At 69.2% G+C, this 15223-nt stretch carries 12 protein-coding genes; 1 reads left to right on the top strand and 11 read right to left on the bottom strand.

All coding sequences use genetic code 11. From position 1 onward, the window contains the following. Positions 1 to 21: 21 nt before the first annotated feature. The 4 genes from HQ314_RS14485 to HQ314_RS14470 form a co-directional block, all read right to left on the bottom strand. Positions 22 to 1287, bottom strand: coding sequence for a fatty acid desaturase (locus HQ314_RS14485; RefSeq protein ID WP_056447798.1), 1266 nt, complete (start codon positions 1285 to 1287; stop codon positions 22 to 24). Between the two features lie 143 nt (positions 1288 to 1430). Continuing rightward, positions 1431 to 2546, bottom strand: a complete 1116-nt coding sequence (locus HQ314_RS14480) for a ferredoxin reductase (protein WP_027506861.1) — start codon at positions 2544 to 2546, stop codon at positions 1431 to 1433. A gap of 100 nt (positions 2547 to 2646) precedes the next feature. Then, a complete protein-coding gene (locus tag HQ314_RS14475; RefSeq protein ID WP_222650521.1) occupies positions 2647 to 3162 on the bottom strand; it encodes a hypothetical protein in 516 nt (171 codons plus the stop codon). Positions 3163 to 3210: 48 nt separating this feature from the next. Then, a complete protein-coding gene (locus HQ314_RS14470; RefSeq protein WP_222650423.1) occupies positions 3211 to 4635 on the bottom strand; it encodes a wax ester/triacylglycerol synthase family O-acyltransferase in 1425 nt (474 codons plus the stop codon). A 253-nt stretch (positions 4636 to 4888) separates the two neighbouring features. Between HQ314_RS14470 and HQ314_RS14465 the strand changes: the two genes are divergently transcribed. Next, positions 4889 to 5440: an Rv3235 family protein gene (locus HQ314_RS14465; protein ID WP_222650422.1), complete on the top strand. Its 552-nt coding sequence runs from the start codon at positions 4889 to 4891 to the stop codon at positions 5438 to 5440. A gap of 30 nt (positions 5441 to 5470) precedes the next feature. Here the strand turns inward: HQ314_RS14465 and secA are convergent, their stop codons facing one another. The 7 genes from secA to HQ314_RS14430 form a co-directional block, all read right to left on the bottom strand. Then, entirely contained in the window at positions 5471 to 8383 is a 2913-nt protein-coding gene (secA, locus tag HQ314_RS14460) for a preprotein translocase subunit SecA (RefSeq protein ID WP_222650421.1), read from the bottom strand. Between the two features lie 218 nt (positions 8384 to 8601). Next, positions 8602 to 9189: a ribosome hibernation-promoting factor, HPF/YfiA family gene (gene hpf / locus HQ314_RS14455; protein WP_027506865.1), complete on the bottom strand. Its 588-nt coding sequence runs from the start codon at positions 9187 to 9189 to the stop codon at positions 8602 to 8604. Positions 9190 to 9635: 446 nt separating this feature from the next. After that, positions 9636 to 10298, bottom strand: a complete 663-nt coding sequence (locus HQ314_RS14450; RefSeq protein WP_222650520.1) for a ComF family protein — start codon at positions 10296 to 10298, stop codon at positions 9636 to 9638. A 48-nt stretch (positions 10299 to 10346) separates the two neighbouring features. Further along, positions 10347 to 12116 carry an MtrAB system accessory lipoprotein LpqB gene (lpqB, locus tag HQ314_RS14445; RefSeq protein WP_027506867.1) on the bottom strand — a complete coding sequence of 590 codons (1770 nt, stop codon included), beginning with the start codon at positions 12114 to 12116 and terminating at the stop codon, positions 10347 to 10349. 11 nt (positions 12117 to 12127) lie between these two features. Further along, entirely contained in the window at positions 12128 to 13813 is a 1686-nt protein-coding gene (mtrB, locus tag HQ314_RS14440; RefSeq protein WP_027506868.1) for an MtrAB system histidine kinase MtrB, read from the bottom strand. Positions 13814 to 13841: 28 nt separating this feature from the next. Continuing rightward, positions 13842 to 14519, bottom strand: coding sequence for an MtrAB system response regulator MtrA (mtrA, locus tag HQ314_RS14435; protein ID WP_027506869.1), 678 nt, complete (start codon positions 14517 to 14519; stop codon positions 13842 to 13844). 5 nt (positions 14520 to 14524) lie between these two features. Continuing rightward, positions 14525 to 15208, bottom strand: coding sequence for a dTMP kinase (locus tag HQ314_RS14430; protein WP_222638677.1), 684 nt, complete (start codon positions 15206 to 15208; stop codon positions 14525 to 14527). Positions 15209 to 15223 lie beyond the last annotated feature (15 nt).

The raw sequence follows: 15223 nt of genomic DNA, 5'->3' as shown, positions 1-15223 counted from the left end.
CGGAAGTTACGCACCCGTAGGTTACGCCGTCGTATCTGTGACCCGCTTCACTGCCTGACGCGCCTCGAGCCGCGCCTCGTGCAGGGCCGACCGCAGTCCGCGCTTGCGACCGGTGACCGGATCGAACCGCACCCGGTCCACGACGGAGGAGCCGGAGCTCTGGAAACGGCGCTCCGAACTGGTCTCCGGCGCATCGTCCGACGTGCGACGAAGCAGCTGGTCGGGCAGCGACAGCTTGAAGATAGTGCGCAGCGCCTTCCAGTACTGGGTCGCCAGGTTGCCGGTGGTGTACGGCAGGTCGTACTTGTCGCACAGGGCGCGCACCCGGACGGCCACCTCGGCGTACCGGTTGCTCGGCAGGTCCGGGAACAGGTGATGCTCGATCTGGTAGCAGAGGTTGCCGCTCATGAACGCCATCGTGGGGCCGGCCGTGAAGTTGGCGCTGCCGAGCATCTGCCGGAGGTACCACTCCTCGTGGGTCTCCGTCTCGAACTGGCCCATCGTGAACTTCTCGGCGCCGTCCGGGAAGTGACCGCAGAAGATCACGGCGTACGCCCACAGGTTCCGCACCACGTTGGCGGTGAGGTTCGCCCCGAGTGCACGACGCCACGCCGGACCCGCGAGCAGCGGGAAGAGCACGAAATCCTTGCCGACCTGCGACGCGACCTTCCGAGCGAACTCCTTGTTCGGCTCCGAGAGCAGCTGCGTCGCGGGAACACCGGCCTCGAGCTTCGCCGCGTCCAGGTCGTGCAGAGCGATGCCCCACTCGAACGTCAGTGCCAGCACCAGGTTGCCCAGGGGCTGCACCAGGTTGCGTGGCCGCCACTTCTCGTCGCGGGTCATCCGGAGGATCCCGAAGCCCACGTCGTGGTCCATGCCGACGATGTTGGTGTACGTGTGATGCGAGTAGTTGTGCGCACGCTTCCAGTGCGCGGACGGACCGGTCTGGTCCCACTCCCACGAGGTGGAGTGGATCTCCGGATCGTTCATCCAGTCCCACTGACCGTGAGAGACGTTGTGGCCCAACTCCATGTTCTCGATGATCTTGCTGGCCGCCAGCAGACCTGCGCCCACCAGCGCGGCCGAGCGCCAGCGGGAACCCATGATCGCGAGCCGTCCGCCGACCTCGAGCGCGCGCTGCAGCGCGATGGTGCGGCGGATGTACTCCGCGTCCTTGCGTCCTCGGGTGTCCTCGACGTCCCGACGGATGGCATCGAGTTCACGACCGAGGGACTCGATGTCCTCGTCGGTCAGATGTGCGAACTCCAAGATGTCCGTGATGGCCATGCTGGTCTACTCCCCGGATCGCGGTATGCCGTTCCTCGCACCGATTCGGTATCGGCGGGCAGGCCTTTCCGAGAATAGCGGACGAGCCTGTGCGCAGGGTGTGTGTGCGATCACCCCTGCGGCGCGACCCGGGGCCGACGGAGTCAGAGTTCGAGCGTGCAGTCCCCGGCAGCCGCGGAGATGCACGTCTGGATCCGCTCGCCGTGCGCATGCTCCTTGCCCGAGCGCAGATCTCGGACGTGACCGTCGGTCAGCGGCACCACGCACGTCTGGCAGATACCCATGCGGCAGCCGAAAGGCATTCGCACACCTGCCTTCTCACCGGCCTCCAACAACGTGGTGGCGCCGTCCACCGCCACCGTGCGGTCGGAGACGGAGAACGTGACCGTGCCGCCGTCGCTCGGCGCGCCGGTGCGCACGATCTCGAAACGCTCGGTGTGCAGGTTCTCCGAGATGCCTGCCTCCCGCCACACCCTCTCGATGTCGTCGAGCATCGCCGCCGGACCGCACGCCCACGTCTGACGCTCGCGCCAGTCCGGGTAGTGCTCGTCGAGCGAGCCCAGATCGAACTTGCCGTCCGAACGGGTGTGCTGCACGTGGGACACGACCGAGTCGTACTTCGCGTCGAGCGCCGCCAACTCCGAGGCGAACATCACGTCGTCCGCCGTGGGAGCCGAGTGCACGTGCACCACGTCGGGCATGTGGCCGCGCGAGTCGAGACTGCGCAGCATGCCGATCACCGGTGTGATGCCGCTGCCGGCCGTGACGAACAGGATCTTGGCGGGCGGCGGCTCCGGAAGGGCGAAGTTCCCCTTCGGCGCGGCGAGCCGCACGATCGTGCCCGACGGCACACCGCCGACGAGATGCGAGGACAGGAACCCTTCCGGCATCGCCTTGACGGCGATGGAGATCTGCTTGTCCTTCCAGTCGGGCGGCGACGTCAGGGAGTACGACCGCCAGTGCCACCGACCGTCGACGTGGAGGCCGATGCCGATGTACTGCCCCGGCCGGTAGTCGAAGTCGAAGCCCCATCCGGGCTTGATGACGATGGTCGCGGCGTCGCCGGTCACCTTCTCGATCCGCACGATGCGGCCGCGCAACTCGCGCGCGGACCACAGTGGATTTGCCAGGTGCAGGTAGTCGTCGGGAATCAACGGCGTGGTGATGCGCGCGAACGCACCGCGCACCACGTTCAGCGACGGCCGCCGCGGGGACGACACACTCGCGGCCGGGGCTTCGAGCCAGTCCTTGATTCCCATGTCACATCTCCTCGGTCGAGCGGCCACCACGGACGCAGTCGACGACTGCGACGAAACAGGGCGGTGTCGGAGCGGTTCCGGTGTCAGAGCAGTTCCGGTGTCAGAGCAGTTCCAGGAGAAACGGTATCTCCTGCGGTGCGTACCAGGCGAGTTCGTGATCCTCGACGTCGCCCAGCACGAACTCGGCGTCGGGATCCCCCAGGTCGGCCGCGTCCACCGCGGCGACAGCGGCGCTCACGGCGGACTCGGCCGCCGCGAGATCGACGTGGACCGCCGCCACCTCCGTCAGGGCGAGCGGTGCCGGCAGGCGGACCACGGCGTCGTCGAGATCGGGACGCAGGGTCACCGGATCGACGTCGGCGGCGATGACGACGCGGCGGAAGCTCGGAGTGGCGTCGGCGACCTCGTCGGCGTCCCCGTCATCGTCGGAGTCGAGTTCCGGCTCACCGCCGATCAGCCGCAGCGATGCCCGCGCGGCCTCCCGCAGCGCGACGTCGGCCAACTCGTCGTCGTCACCGGAGACGTACGCCTCCCGCAACGTCGGCGTCACGGCGAAGGCCGTCCGACTGATCGGCGAGAACTCACCCTCGTCCACCAGTGTCTGCAACATCCGCATGGTCGCCGGAACGAACACCCTCACCTGCGCCTCATTCCCTCACCGTCGTCAGCGGACGTTCTTGTCGTCGCGCGCCGCGTCGACCAGTTCCTCGAGTGCCTCGTGCAGCAACGTGGTGATCACGTCGATGTCCGGCATCGCTGCCCGGTCCGCGTTCACACCGTAGTAGACGTTGCCGTCGTACGACGTCAGGCCGATGCTGAGCGCCTGATTGCGCACGAGCGGCGGCACCGGATACATCTCGAGCATGCGTGCACCGCCCGCGTAGAGCGGGAACTGGGGGCCGGGGGCGTTGGTGACGATGATATTGAACATGCGCTGCGACAGGCTCGACCCGACGCGCGCACCCATCGCGTGCAGCGTGGCCGGCGCGAACCCGGACAGCGTGATGAGGGTCGACGCCGTCACACCGCGACTCTGTCCCAGGTGAGCCTCCGTCGCGTGCGACACGTGGGACAACCGCACCACGGCGTTCGGTTCGCCCACGGGCAGATCGATGAGGAAGGACTCGACCTCGTTGGGCGGCACGTCGCCCTCGTCGCCCCTCCCCGTGGCGGCCGCGTGCACCGACAGGGGCACCATCGCGCGCACCGTCGTGTACGGGCCGATGGGCTCACCGCGCGAGAGCAACCAGTTCCGCAGAGCACCGGACACGACCGTGAGCACGACGTCGTTCACCGTCCCCCCGAACTTCGACCGCACCATCCGGTAGTCGTCGAGATCGGTCTTGGCCACCGAGTACCGGCGGTTGCGGGAGATGGTCGTGTTCAGTGGACTCGTCGGTGCCGTCTGCGCCGCGGTGCGGACCACCGCCGCGAACTTGCCCACGGCGCGTACCGCCTCGCCGGCGGCGCGGGTGACGTCACCGACGGCTCCGCGCACCGCCTCCACGCCCTCCCCCGGCCGCGACACCATCTCGGCGAGCGCCCCGGCGACGAGCGCCTTCTCCGACGGTTCCCGCGCGGGCATCCACAGCTCCTCGGCCATCGGAGTCGGAGCCTTGGTGGCGTCCAGGATGACCTGACTGATCTCGAGCGCTTTGTCGCCGTCCACGATCGACGAGTGCGACTTGGTGAAGATCGCGAACCGGTTCCGTGCCAGACCCTCGACCAGGTACATCTCCCACAGCGGACGCGTGCGATCGAGAGGGCGTGAGGTGAGTCGCGCGACCAGGTCGTGCAGCTGTTCGGTGGATCCCGGCTTGGGCAGCGCGGAACGCCGGATGTGGTACGTGATGTCGAAGTCGCGGTCGTCGACCCACACGGGGCGAGCCAGGCCGAAGGCCACCTCGCGCACCTTCTGGCGATAGCGCGGAACGAGAGCGAGCCGGCTCTCGACGAGGGTGAGCAGTTCGTCGTAAGTGAAGCCCCCGCGCGGGAGCCGGAAGATGGCGAGCGACCCCACGTGCATGGGAGTCGTACTGGCCTCCAGGAAGTAGAAGGACGCGTCCTGAGTGGTGAGTCTGGTGGCCAACGCGCGAATCCCCTCGGTCGAGTGTGACGGGTCCCAGTCTCGCACGACAGATGAGACCGACCACGCTCACGATCGTCCTCGTGGTCCGCGCCGTGTCGGTTCCCCGTCGTCCTCGTCGGAATTCACCGACCCTGACGGGCTGCGGTGTGACGACGCCCCGCGTCTGCCTCGACGGGCCGGAACCGCGTCCGTGCGTGCGACACTCGCCGCACACCGGCCGTGGCCGCACAGGTACGAGCATGGAGGAGAACGCATGACATCGGAGGTCGTTCACGTGGCGCGGTTGCCGAGATCCGAGCCACCCGAGGTCGGCGCGACTCCCACGCGTGCACGCCCGACGACCCGGTCCGCGGGCCGAGCGCTCTCGTCGCCGCGCCCCGGCCCGCACTCGGGACGATCGACCTCGCGACCGACCCCGCCCGTCGTCGGACCGTCGGAGGCCGACGCGCGCACCGCCGCCGCGGCGCGGCACGTCGCCGATCGCGTCCTGCGTCTGACACTCGAGGTGGTGGACCGCCGCCGACCCGCGGCGTCCCTGCGCGCGGTGCTGTCACCGGCCATGGTCGGAATGGCGACGGCCCTGTCGACGGCGGCCGTGCCGGGCCGAACACTCGGTGTCGCCGTCGTCCGGACCGTGCACGTGCGCGCCGCCGGTCCGGTGCCAGACGGCGCCGGGCACGGCGACGTCGAGGTCTTCGGCACCTACTCGCGTGGTGACCGCGTGTTCGCCGTCGCGGCACGACTGACGGCACGGCGCAACACCACCGGTCCGGCCTGGGTGCTCACGAGCCTGCGCCTGTCCTGAGGCGGCGGTCGCCGCCCCCGGACGAGCAGATCACTTGCGCCGCTTGGCCTTCGGTGCGCGCTTGACCGGCTTGACCCCGGCCCGAGCCGCCTCGCGGCGCTCGCGTCGAGTGCCGGAGCTCGACTCGCCCGTCGGCGACCCCGACCCGGCGCGGCGGACCGAGGTGCCGCCCGTCTCGTCGGGACCGGAGTACGTCAGGCGACCGGTCGACTCGTCGTCCAGCCCCTTGGCGCGCAGCGCGGCAGGTGCGGCGGGCCGCGGTTCGGGCGCCGATTCCGCAGTGGGTTCGGGTCTATGCTGCGCCGGCGCGGCGGGGGCGGCCTGCGCTGCGGGGGCGGCCTGCGCTGCCGGCGCCGGTCGGGCTGCGACGGGCGACTGCAGTCCCGCGCCCACCTGCAGGCCCGCGGAGGCCGCGGGGCTCGGCGCCGCCGCCTCGACCTGCAGGTTGAAGAGGAACCCGACGGACTCCTCCTTCAACCCGTCGAGCATGCCGGTGAACATGTCGTAGCCCTCGCGCTGGTACTCGACGAGGGGATCGCGCTGCGCCATCGCGCGCAGACCGATGCCCTCTTTGAGGTAGTCCATCTCGTAGAGGTGCTCACGCCACTTGCGGTCGAGCACGGACAGCAGCACCCGTCGTTCGAGCTCGCGCATACCGCCCTCGCCCGCGATCTCGTTGATCTCCGCCTCACGCGTGGCGTAGGCCGCGCGGGCGTCCTCGAGCAGCGCCTCGCGCAGGTCGTCCCGCGACAGGTCGCCCTTCTCGCCGAACTCGTTCTCCGCTGCGAGGTCGGTGTGCTGCACGCCCACCGGGTAGAGCGTCTTCAGCGCGGTCCACAGCTGTTCGAGGTCCCAGTCCTCGACGTAGCCCTCCGAGGTGGCGCCGTCGACGTACGCGGTGACCACGTCGGTGATCATCTGCTCGACCTGGCCCTCCATGTCCTCTCCGCGGAGGATGCGGCGACGCTCCTCGTAGATGACGGTGCGCTGCTGGTTCATCACCTCGTCGTACTTGAGGACGTTCTTGCGGATCTCGAAGTTCTGCTGCTCGACCTGCGTCTGCGCGCTCTTGATGGCCTTGGAGACCATCTTGGCCTCGATCGGGACGTCGTCCGGGAGGTTGAGTCGCGTCATGATCGACTCGAGAGCGGCACCGTTGAATCGGCGCATCAGCTCGTCGCCGAGCGACAGGTAGAACCGGCTCTCCCCCGGGTCGCCCTGACGACCCGAGCGTCCTCGCAACTGGTTGTCGATACGGCGCGAGTCGTGCCGCTCGGTACCGAGGACGTAGAGACCGCCCGCGTCGCGGACCTTGTCCGCGTCCTCGCGGACCTGGTCCTTGACCTTCTCCAGCGTGGGCTCCCACGCCGCCTCGTACTCCTCCGGCGACTCGACGGGATCGAGCCCCTGCCCGCGCAGCGCGAGGTCCGCGATGATGTCCGGGTTGCCGCCGAGCACCACGTCGGTTCCTCGACCCGCCATGTTGGTGGCCACCGTCACCGCGCCGGACCGGCCGGCCTCGGCGATGATGGTCGCCTCCTGCTCGTGGAACTTGGCGTTGAGCACGTTGTGCGCGACACCGCGCTTGGTGAACTGCTTGGACAGGTACTCCGAGCGCTCGACGCTGGTGGTACCGATCAGAACCGGCTGACCCTTCTCGTGCCGCTCGACGACGTCGTCGACGACGGCACTGAACTTGGCTTCCTCGCTCTTGTAGATGAGGTCGCCGTTGTCCACACGCACCATCGGGCGGTTGGTGGGAATGGGGATGACACCGAGCGAGTACGTCTGGTGCAGCTCGGCCGCCTCGGTCTCGGCGGTACCGGTCATGCCGGAGAGCTTGTCGTACAGACGGAAGTAGTTCTGCAGCGTGATCGTGGCGAGGGTCTGGTTCTCGGCCTTGATCTCCACCTTCTCCTTGGCCTCGATGGCCTGGTGCATGCCCTCGTTGTAGCGGCGCCCCACCAGGATGCGGCCGGTGAACTCGTCGACGATGATGACGTCGCCGTCTCGGACGATGTAGTCCTTGTCGCGCTGGTAGAGCTCCTTCGCCTTGATGGCGTTGTTCAGGTAGCTCACCAGCGGCGAGTTGGCGGCCTCGTACAGGTTGTCGATGCCCAGCTGGTCCTCGACGAACTCGACGCCCGCCTCGTGCACACCCACCGTGCGTTTCTTGATGTCCACCTCGTAGTGGACGTCCTTCTTCATCATGGGGGCGATGCGGGCGAACTCGGGGTACCACTTCGACGACGCGTCCGCGGGGCCCGAGATGATCAGCGGGGTACGGGCCTCGTCGATGAGGATCGAGTCCACCTCGTCCACCACGGCGAAGTTGTGTCCGCGCTGGACCAGGTCGTCCAGCGAGTGCGTCATGTTGTCGCGGAGGTAGTCGAAACCGAACTCGTTGTTGGTGCCGTACGTGATGTCGGCCGCGTAGGCGGCACGCCGCTCGGCGGGCGTCATGCCCGAGAGGATCACGTCCACGCTCAGTCCGAGGAAGCGGTGAACGCGGCCCATCCACTCCGAGTCACGCTTGGCCAGGTAGTCGTTGACCGTGACGACGTGGACGCCGTCACCGGACAGCGCGTTCAGGTACGCCGGGAGGACGCAGGTGAGGGTCTTGCCCTCACCGGTCTTCATCTCGGCGACGTTGCCGAAGTGCAGCGCGGCACCGCCCATGACCTGGACGTCGAAGTGGCGCTGGGACAGCACCCGCTTGGACGCCTCGCGGGCGACCGCGAACGCCTCGGGCAGCAGTTCGTCGAGGCTCTCGCCGTCCTGGTGCCGCTTCGTGAACTCGTCGGTCTTCGCACGCAGTTCGGCGTCCGACAGGGCTTCGACGTCCGGCGAGAGGGACGACACGTGGTCGGCGATGTGCTTCAGCCGCTTGACCATGCGACCTTCACCGACACGGAGCAACTTGGACAACGACAACGTCGGCACGGGCTATTCGTCCTCAATATCGGGTACGTGGGGCGTGAACCGAGCCCGTCCACACGGGGGGCGCAGTTCGATGCGAAGAGACCTCGTCGGTCTCCCGGCGGAACCATCGTAGGCGTCGAGCCTGACAGCGCGCTGTGAGGCACACCGGATGTTCCGCGCACGACACCGGGCGCCCGCCGGAGCGGACGCCCGATGTGGTCGGCGCGGCGGTGCGAGCGTCAGGACAGACGCAGCAGTCCGTAGTCGAACGCGTGGCGGCGATAGACGACCGACGGCCGGTCGGACTCCTTGTCGTGGAACAGGAAGAAGTCGTGGCCCACGAGCTCCATCTCGTACAGGGCGTCGTCGACGGTCATCGGCACGGCCGGGTGTTCCTTGACGCGCACCACGGTGCCCGGGCCCTCGGTGGCGTGGTCGTCGACGGCGGGCGCCTCCTCGACGGGGGCAGTGACGGCCTCCTCGACGAGCGCGGCGGTCGCCTCGGCCACCGACACGGGCCGCTTCTCCCCGTAGTGGACCTTGCGGCGGTCCTTCGTCCGTCGGAGACGGCTCTCGAGCTTGGTGGTCGCCGACTCGAGGGCGGCGTAGAAACTGTCCGCGCAGGCCTCGGCACGCGCGACGGGGCCCTTGCCCCGCACGGTGATCTCGACTCGCTGGCAACTCTTGGACTGACGACGGTTGCGTTCGTGGAACAGCTCGACGTCGAACAGATGGATGGTGGGATCGAAGCGCTCGAGGCGAGCGAGCTTCTCGGAGACGTACAGGCGGAAGTGGTCGGGTATCTCGACGTTGCGACCCTTGACCACGACCTCGGCGGCGGGTTCGGCGCTCGAGCTGTCGTCGGCCGGGACGGCACTGGGTGCATCGTCGAAGTAGACGGGATCCGCAGTGGCGTCGGTCGAGTCGAGGGCGGTGGAGTCGTTCTGCTCCGGACCATGGGCGTGAGCTTCGCGGGGATGCGCGTGCACCCGGTGGGTGCTCGTGTGTGCAGTCGTCACTGGTGACGTTGTCGTCATACGTACCTCCCGATAGAGGCCGCGCCGAGATCGCTTCTGGCGCAGCGGAAGAACGGTGACACCGGAGCGCGGACCGCCCGGCGCCTTCGGTGGTGAGGCATCACCTCCAGACCCGGTAGCGAGGATCGATCGTGGCCCTGACCGTAGTCGCTCCCCGGATGGTCTGCCACTGTTCACGGGATATTCACGGGACCTTTTCAGGCTCCCATTCCGGCACCGGGACAGGCACTGCGACGTCAGCGCACGGCGGCGAGAACGAGCACCGCGTCGACACCGACACCGGACCGTCGCAGTGCCGCCACCGACTCCGCGGCGGTGGTTCCGGTGGTCACCACGTCGTCGACGAGCAGCACCGGTCCGCGACCGATCGCGGCGATGCCCCCGCTCCGGACACGGACCCGCCCCCGCAGGTTGTCCGCACGCTCGTCGGCGGTGAGACCGACGGAGTCACGCACCTGCGCGTCCACCCGCAGCACCGACACGACGCGCACGTCCTCCGGTGCGAGCACCCGCGCGACACGGCGGCAGGTACGCAGGATCGGATCACCACCGCGCGCCCGTGCCGCGCGGCGTCGGGACGGGGCCGGGACCAGCACGAGGGCCGACAGCTCGGGTGGATCGATCTCCCCGGCGTCGCGCAGGCGCGTCACGGCGGCGGCGAGGGCGACCCCGAGCGGTGCCGCGAGATCCCGGCGACCGCGTTCCTTCATCGCCAGGATCGACGCACGATGCGGGCCGGCGTACGGGCCGAGCGCCCAGCACGGCACCCCGGGATCGACACGCGGCCGCACCGACCCCGGCGCCGCGTCGAGCGCGCAGGCGCAGGCGGGGCACCACGAGGCGTCGACACGGGCGCAGCCGCCGCACTCGCGGGGCAGGATGAGGTCCAGCAGGGTCATCGGCACCGGCACACTGTGTCGCGGGGCTCCGACAGAGTTCGCCGCTCGTCAGCCCGGCAGGACAGGCACGGACTTCGTGCCGGTCAGGCCGGGCACCTCGCGCCAGTAGCGGTCACTCGCCGGGTCGCTGTCGTCGATCTGGAACACGGCGCGCGAATCGGCCACGTAGGTGCTCGACGCGGAGGCGTCGACGGACACGACGGGAGCGGTGAGGTTGCGGCTGGGCAGCCCGTCGAGACGTGAGCCGTCGACGGCCACCTGCACGATCGGGATGTCGGTCGCCGCTCGGGCCACGACCACCGTGTCACCGGTGCTCCAGTCCAGGGACAGCGCCGCGCTCGCCAGACCGTTGGCCACCGCCTCGGGCTCGCGGAGTGCGTAGGTGCCGTCGGCGCGCCGCACCACCACCGCCACGTAGACGGCGCCGTCCACGATGAGAGCCGCTCGCACCCCGTCGCGGGAGAGCCGAAGTTCGGTGATCTGGCCGCCGAGCTCGGCGATGTCGGCGGAATCGACGTCCACCACCGACACCTGTCCGGTGGCCGGGTCGCGGACGGCGCGCTTGACCACGGTGCCGTCCACGACGGCCCACACGGCGTCTCGGTCGGGACCCCAGGTGGGCCGGGTGATCGAGCCACCCTCCGCGACCGGGAAGGCGTTGCCGCCGTAGGAGCCGATGAGCAGCGCGTCGGGCGGCTGCGGCGCCGCACGACCGGTGTCCGACACGGCCGCCACGAGCGTTCCGTCGCTGGACAACGAGATGGACCGCATGTTGTTGACGGTGCCGAAGTAGCCGGGAACCGGTGTCACGCCGTCGGTTCCGATGCGGACGAGCCCGCCGTTGCGCAGTGCGTGCAGGCCCACGTCGGCACCCGTCACCGCCAACGGATCGAATTCTGCGACCTCGGCGGTGGTCCAGCCGTCCGGATAGTTCGGGTCCAACGGCGCGCCGTCCGAGAGCAGGACGTAGGGACCCGACACCTCGGCCTCGGCCAGTGTCCAGATGATCTGCGCGGCAAGTAGTTCGCGGGTCGCGCGGTCCAGCGCACCGGCGCCCCGGAAGTCGATGCGGACACCGCCGAGACCGATGCCGACGGCCGAGGTACGCCCGTCGGCTTTTGTGATGGGACCGGCTGTGGTGACACCGTTGAACACGTTGCGCACCGCCGGCTCCAGCGACAGTCGCGGACCCGCCTGCAGCAGTGCCGTCAGGGTCTCTGTCATCCGGTCCTGCGTGGTGTTCACCCAACGCTGATCGGGCACCAGTTCGGTGCCGGTGGGATCGACGAAGTACAGCGACTTGCGCTGGTAGGAGGTGAGGAACTGGGTGCGGTCCATGACGACTCCGGACGGCAGCTCGTCGATCCGCCACTCGCCGTCCTCGCGGGCCAGCGTCACCTGGGTCTCGAACGATCCCTGCTCGGCGCGGTACTGCCCACCCTGATCGAGCTGCCCCACCCGGTTGGCTCGGATCGTGTACTGCGCGGCGTCACTCGACCGAGAGTCCTCGAGGACGTCCACCTTGTCCACGACGATCGCGCTGGCGCCGTCGTTCCACTCCGAGGCGGCGTTCGCCGTCAGGAACTGACGTGCACCCGCGTGGTCGTCCGCCGGATCGGTGCTGGCCTTCACGAAATCGCGGACCAGAAGATTGGGTTCACGACCCGCGGCGGGAACGGGGAGTTCCTGCTCGACGGGCCCCCGCGCGACGGTGCCGATGGCCTGCGGCGCAGACGACGCGGGCAACGACGCGCATCCGGACGCGACGAGCGCGAGCGCGGCCACGCACGCCACGAGGGCGGCTCGTCGCCGCGGCACGGTGCGGTCTCTCACGGTCGCTGCTCCCCCGCCGTGGCGCCGACACTCGTCGGGCGCGCCGCCGGAAGCGGCTGTCCCTGTGCGTACCTGCGGCCCGCGGGTCGCAGCGGCAGTGGGCTGGACACGACCTTGCGACCACGCACGCGCGGCAGCGTGAAGCGGAACCAGGCGCCCTGGCCCGGTTCGCCCCAGGCCTCGAGCTTGCCGTCGTGCAGGCGGGCGTCCTCGAGACTGATGGCGAGCCCCAGGCCTGTACCGCCCGAACGTCGCACGCGGGACGGATCCGACCGCCAGAAGCGGTTGAACACGAGCTTCTCCTCACCGGGGCGCAGTCCCACACCCTGGTCCCGCACGACGAAGGCGGCGGCGTCGTCGTCCGCGCGCAGGCGCAGCAGGACGGGCTTGCCCTCCCCGTGGTCGAGAGCGTTCGCCAACAGGTTGCGCAGCACGCGTTCGACACGGCGCGGGTCCACCTCGGCGTTGACCGGCTCGTCGGGCATGTCGACGATCAGCTCGGTGCCCGTCTCGCGGGCGAGGTGCCGCACGGTGGACACCGCGGCGCGGGCGCACATACGGAGATCGAGTTGCTCCGACGCCAGTTCGGCGACGCCCGCGTCGTGGCGGGAGATCTCGAGCAGATCGTTGAGCAGTGTCTCGAAACGGTCCAGCTCGGCGACCAGCAACTCGGACGAGCGCTTGAGCAGCGGATCGAGACTCTCACTGGCGTCGTGGATGAGCTCGGCGGCCATGCGGACGGTGGTGAGCGGCGTTCGCAGCTCGTGCGAGACGTCGGACGTGAACTGGCGCTGCAGGTTTCCGAACTCCTCGAGCTGGGTGATCTGCTTCGACAGGCTCTCGGCCATCTCGTTGAACGACATGGCGAGCCGGGCGATGTCGTCCTCGCCGCGCACCGGCATCCGTTCCTTGAGCCGGCCGTCCGCGAAGCGCACCGCGATGCGCGACGCCGATCTGATGGGGACCACCACCTGCCGGGCGACCAGCATCGAGATGGCCGCGAGCAGCACCAGCAGGACCGCACCGCCGATGAGCAGGGTTCCGCGCACGAGGGCGAGGCTGCGATCCTCTCCCGCGAGGGGGAACACCAGGTACAGCTCGAGGGTGGAGAGGTCCGACGCGGTGGGACTGCCGACGATGAGGGCCGGACCCGAGTAGCCGTCCGGTTCCGACACGGTCGCGTACTGGTAGCTCACCTGGCCGGCCTGGACGAACGAGCGCAACGTCTGCGGGATCTGGTCGGCGGGACCGGTGAACAGCTCGTCGCGGGCTCCGTCGCCGGGGACGATGAGCACGGGGTCGAACGTGCCGGCGGACGTGCTGTCCGCGCCGCTCTCGGTGTCCCGGCTCGTCAGACCGGACCGAGCGAGCTCCAGACGGTTCGAGATCGACGTCGAGTCGTCGCCCGCCAACTGGCTCTCGACGGACGCACGCGCGCGATCGAGCTCCTTCGTGGCGGCGTCGATCTTGGTGTCGAGAAGTCGATCCGTGATCTGACTCGTGAGCACGACGCCGAGGATCGTGATCACGATGAGGGAGAGCGTCAGCGTGGACACGACGACGCGCAACTGCAGCGACCGACGCCACGCGTGACCGGCGGCAGCCCACATGGACCGGGACCATCGCACCAGAGGCGAGAAGGTTCCGTTGATGCGTCGACGGGAGCGGGACGTGAAGATCACCGACCGTCCCGCAGTCGATCGGCTCCGATCACGGCGGGCCGGCCTTGTACCCGACACCGCGCACGGTGAGAACCACCTCGGGGTTCTCCGGATCCGTCTCCACCTTGGCGCGCAGTCGCTGGACGTGCACGTTCACGAGACGGGTGTCGGCGGCGTGCCGGTATCCCCACACCTGTTCGAGCAGCACCTCGCGGGTGAAGACCTGTCGAGGCTTGCGGGCCAGCGCCACCAACAGGTCGAACTCGAGCGGCGTCAGCGAGATGAGCGAGCCGTCGCGGGTGACCTTGTGCGCCGGAACGTCGATGACGACGTCGCCGATCGACAGGAGCTCGGCCGGCTCCTCCTCGGTGCGTCGCAAGCGCGCACGGACGCGCGCCACGAGCTCCTTCGGTTTGAAGGGCTTCATGATGTAGTCGTCGGCGCCGGACTCGAGTCCCAGCACGACGTCGACCGTGTCGGTCTTGGCGGTGAGCATCACGATCGGCACACCGGAGTCCGCCCGCAGCACGCGGCAGACGTCGATGCCGTTCATACCGGGGAGCATCAGGTCCAGCAGCACCAGATCCGGTCGGTTCTCCCGGACGGCGGACAGCGCCTGGGTGCCGTCTCCCACCACGAACGGCTCGAATCCCTCACCGCGCAACACGATGGTGAGCATCTCGGCAAGAGCCGTATCGTCGTCGACGACCAGAATTCGTGGCTTCATGACGACTATCGTGTCATCCCGTCGTACTCCGCAGTCTGATTGAGAAGTTCGGCGGCGAGTCTCGTCACGTCGACCTGCTCACCGTCCGCCTGCGCGCCGTTCACGACGAACCACGGCGACATCCACGACGAGGCCGCGAGTCCCGCGTAGACCGCCGCGGTACGGGCCTGGAGACCACCGTCGCGCTCGTACGCGTCGCGGGCCCGCGACGGATCCTCCTGCTCCCGACCACGCGCGCGATGCTCCGCGACCTCGACCGGAACGTCGAGGAGGATCTGGGCGGAGGGACGCGGCAGGACGAGGCGATCGAACTCGAGCGCGCGCACCCACTCGACCATCGCACCGTCCGCGTCCTGGTGGACCCGCGCGGCGGAGTACGCCGCGTTGGACGCGACGTAGCGATCGAGCAGAACGACGTCGTGCCGGTGCAGCATCCGACGGAGGTCGGACACCGCACCGGCACGATCGAGGGCGAACAGCACTGCCATCGAGTTCACCCCGGCGGCGAGATCGCCGTGCTCACCGGCCAGCGCCTCGGCGGCCAGGTCGGCGTGGATCGACTCCCCGTAGCGGGGGAAGCCGACGCGGACGGCGTCCACCCCGGCGGCCTCCCACGCGTGCGTGAGGCGGGACGAGAGCGTGAACTTGCCTGCTCCGTCGACGCCCTCGATCGCGATGAGAGTGCCCATCGACTCCACTCCTGC

The organism is Rhodococcus sp. BP-332, assembly GCF_019836065.1.
In the GTDB taxonomy this organism is placed as follows: Bacteria; Actinomycetota; Actinomycetes; order Mycobacteriales; family Mycobacteriaceae; genus Rhodococcoides.
The sequence above is the reverse complement of the archived record's forward strand: the minus strand, read 5'-3'. Positions and strand labels throughout refer to the sequence as shown.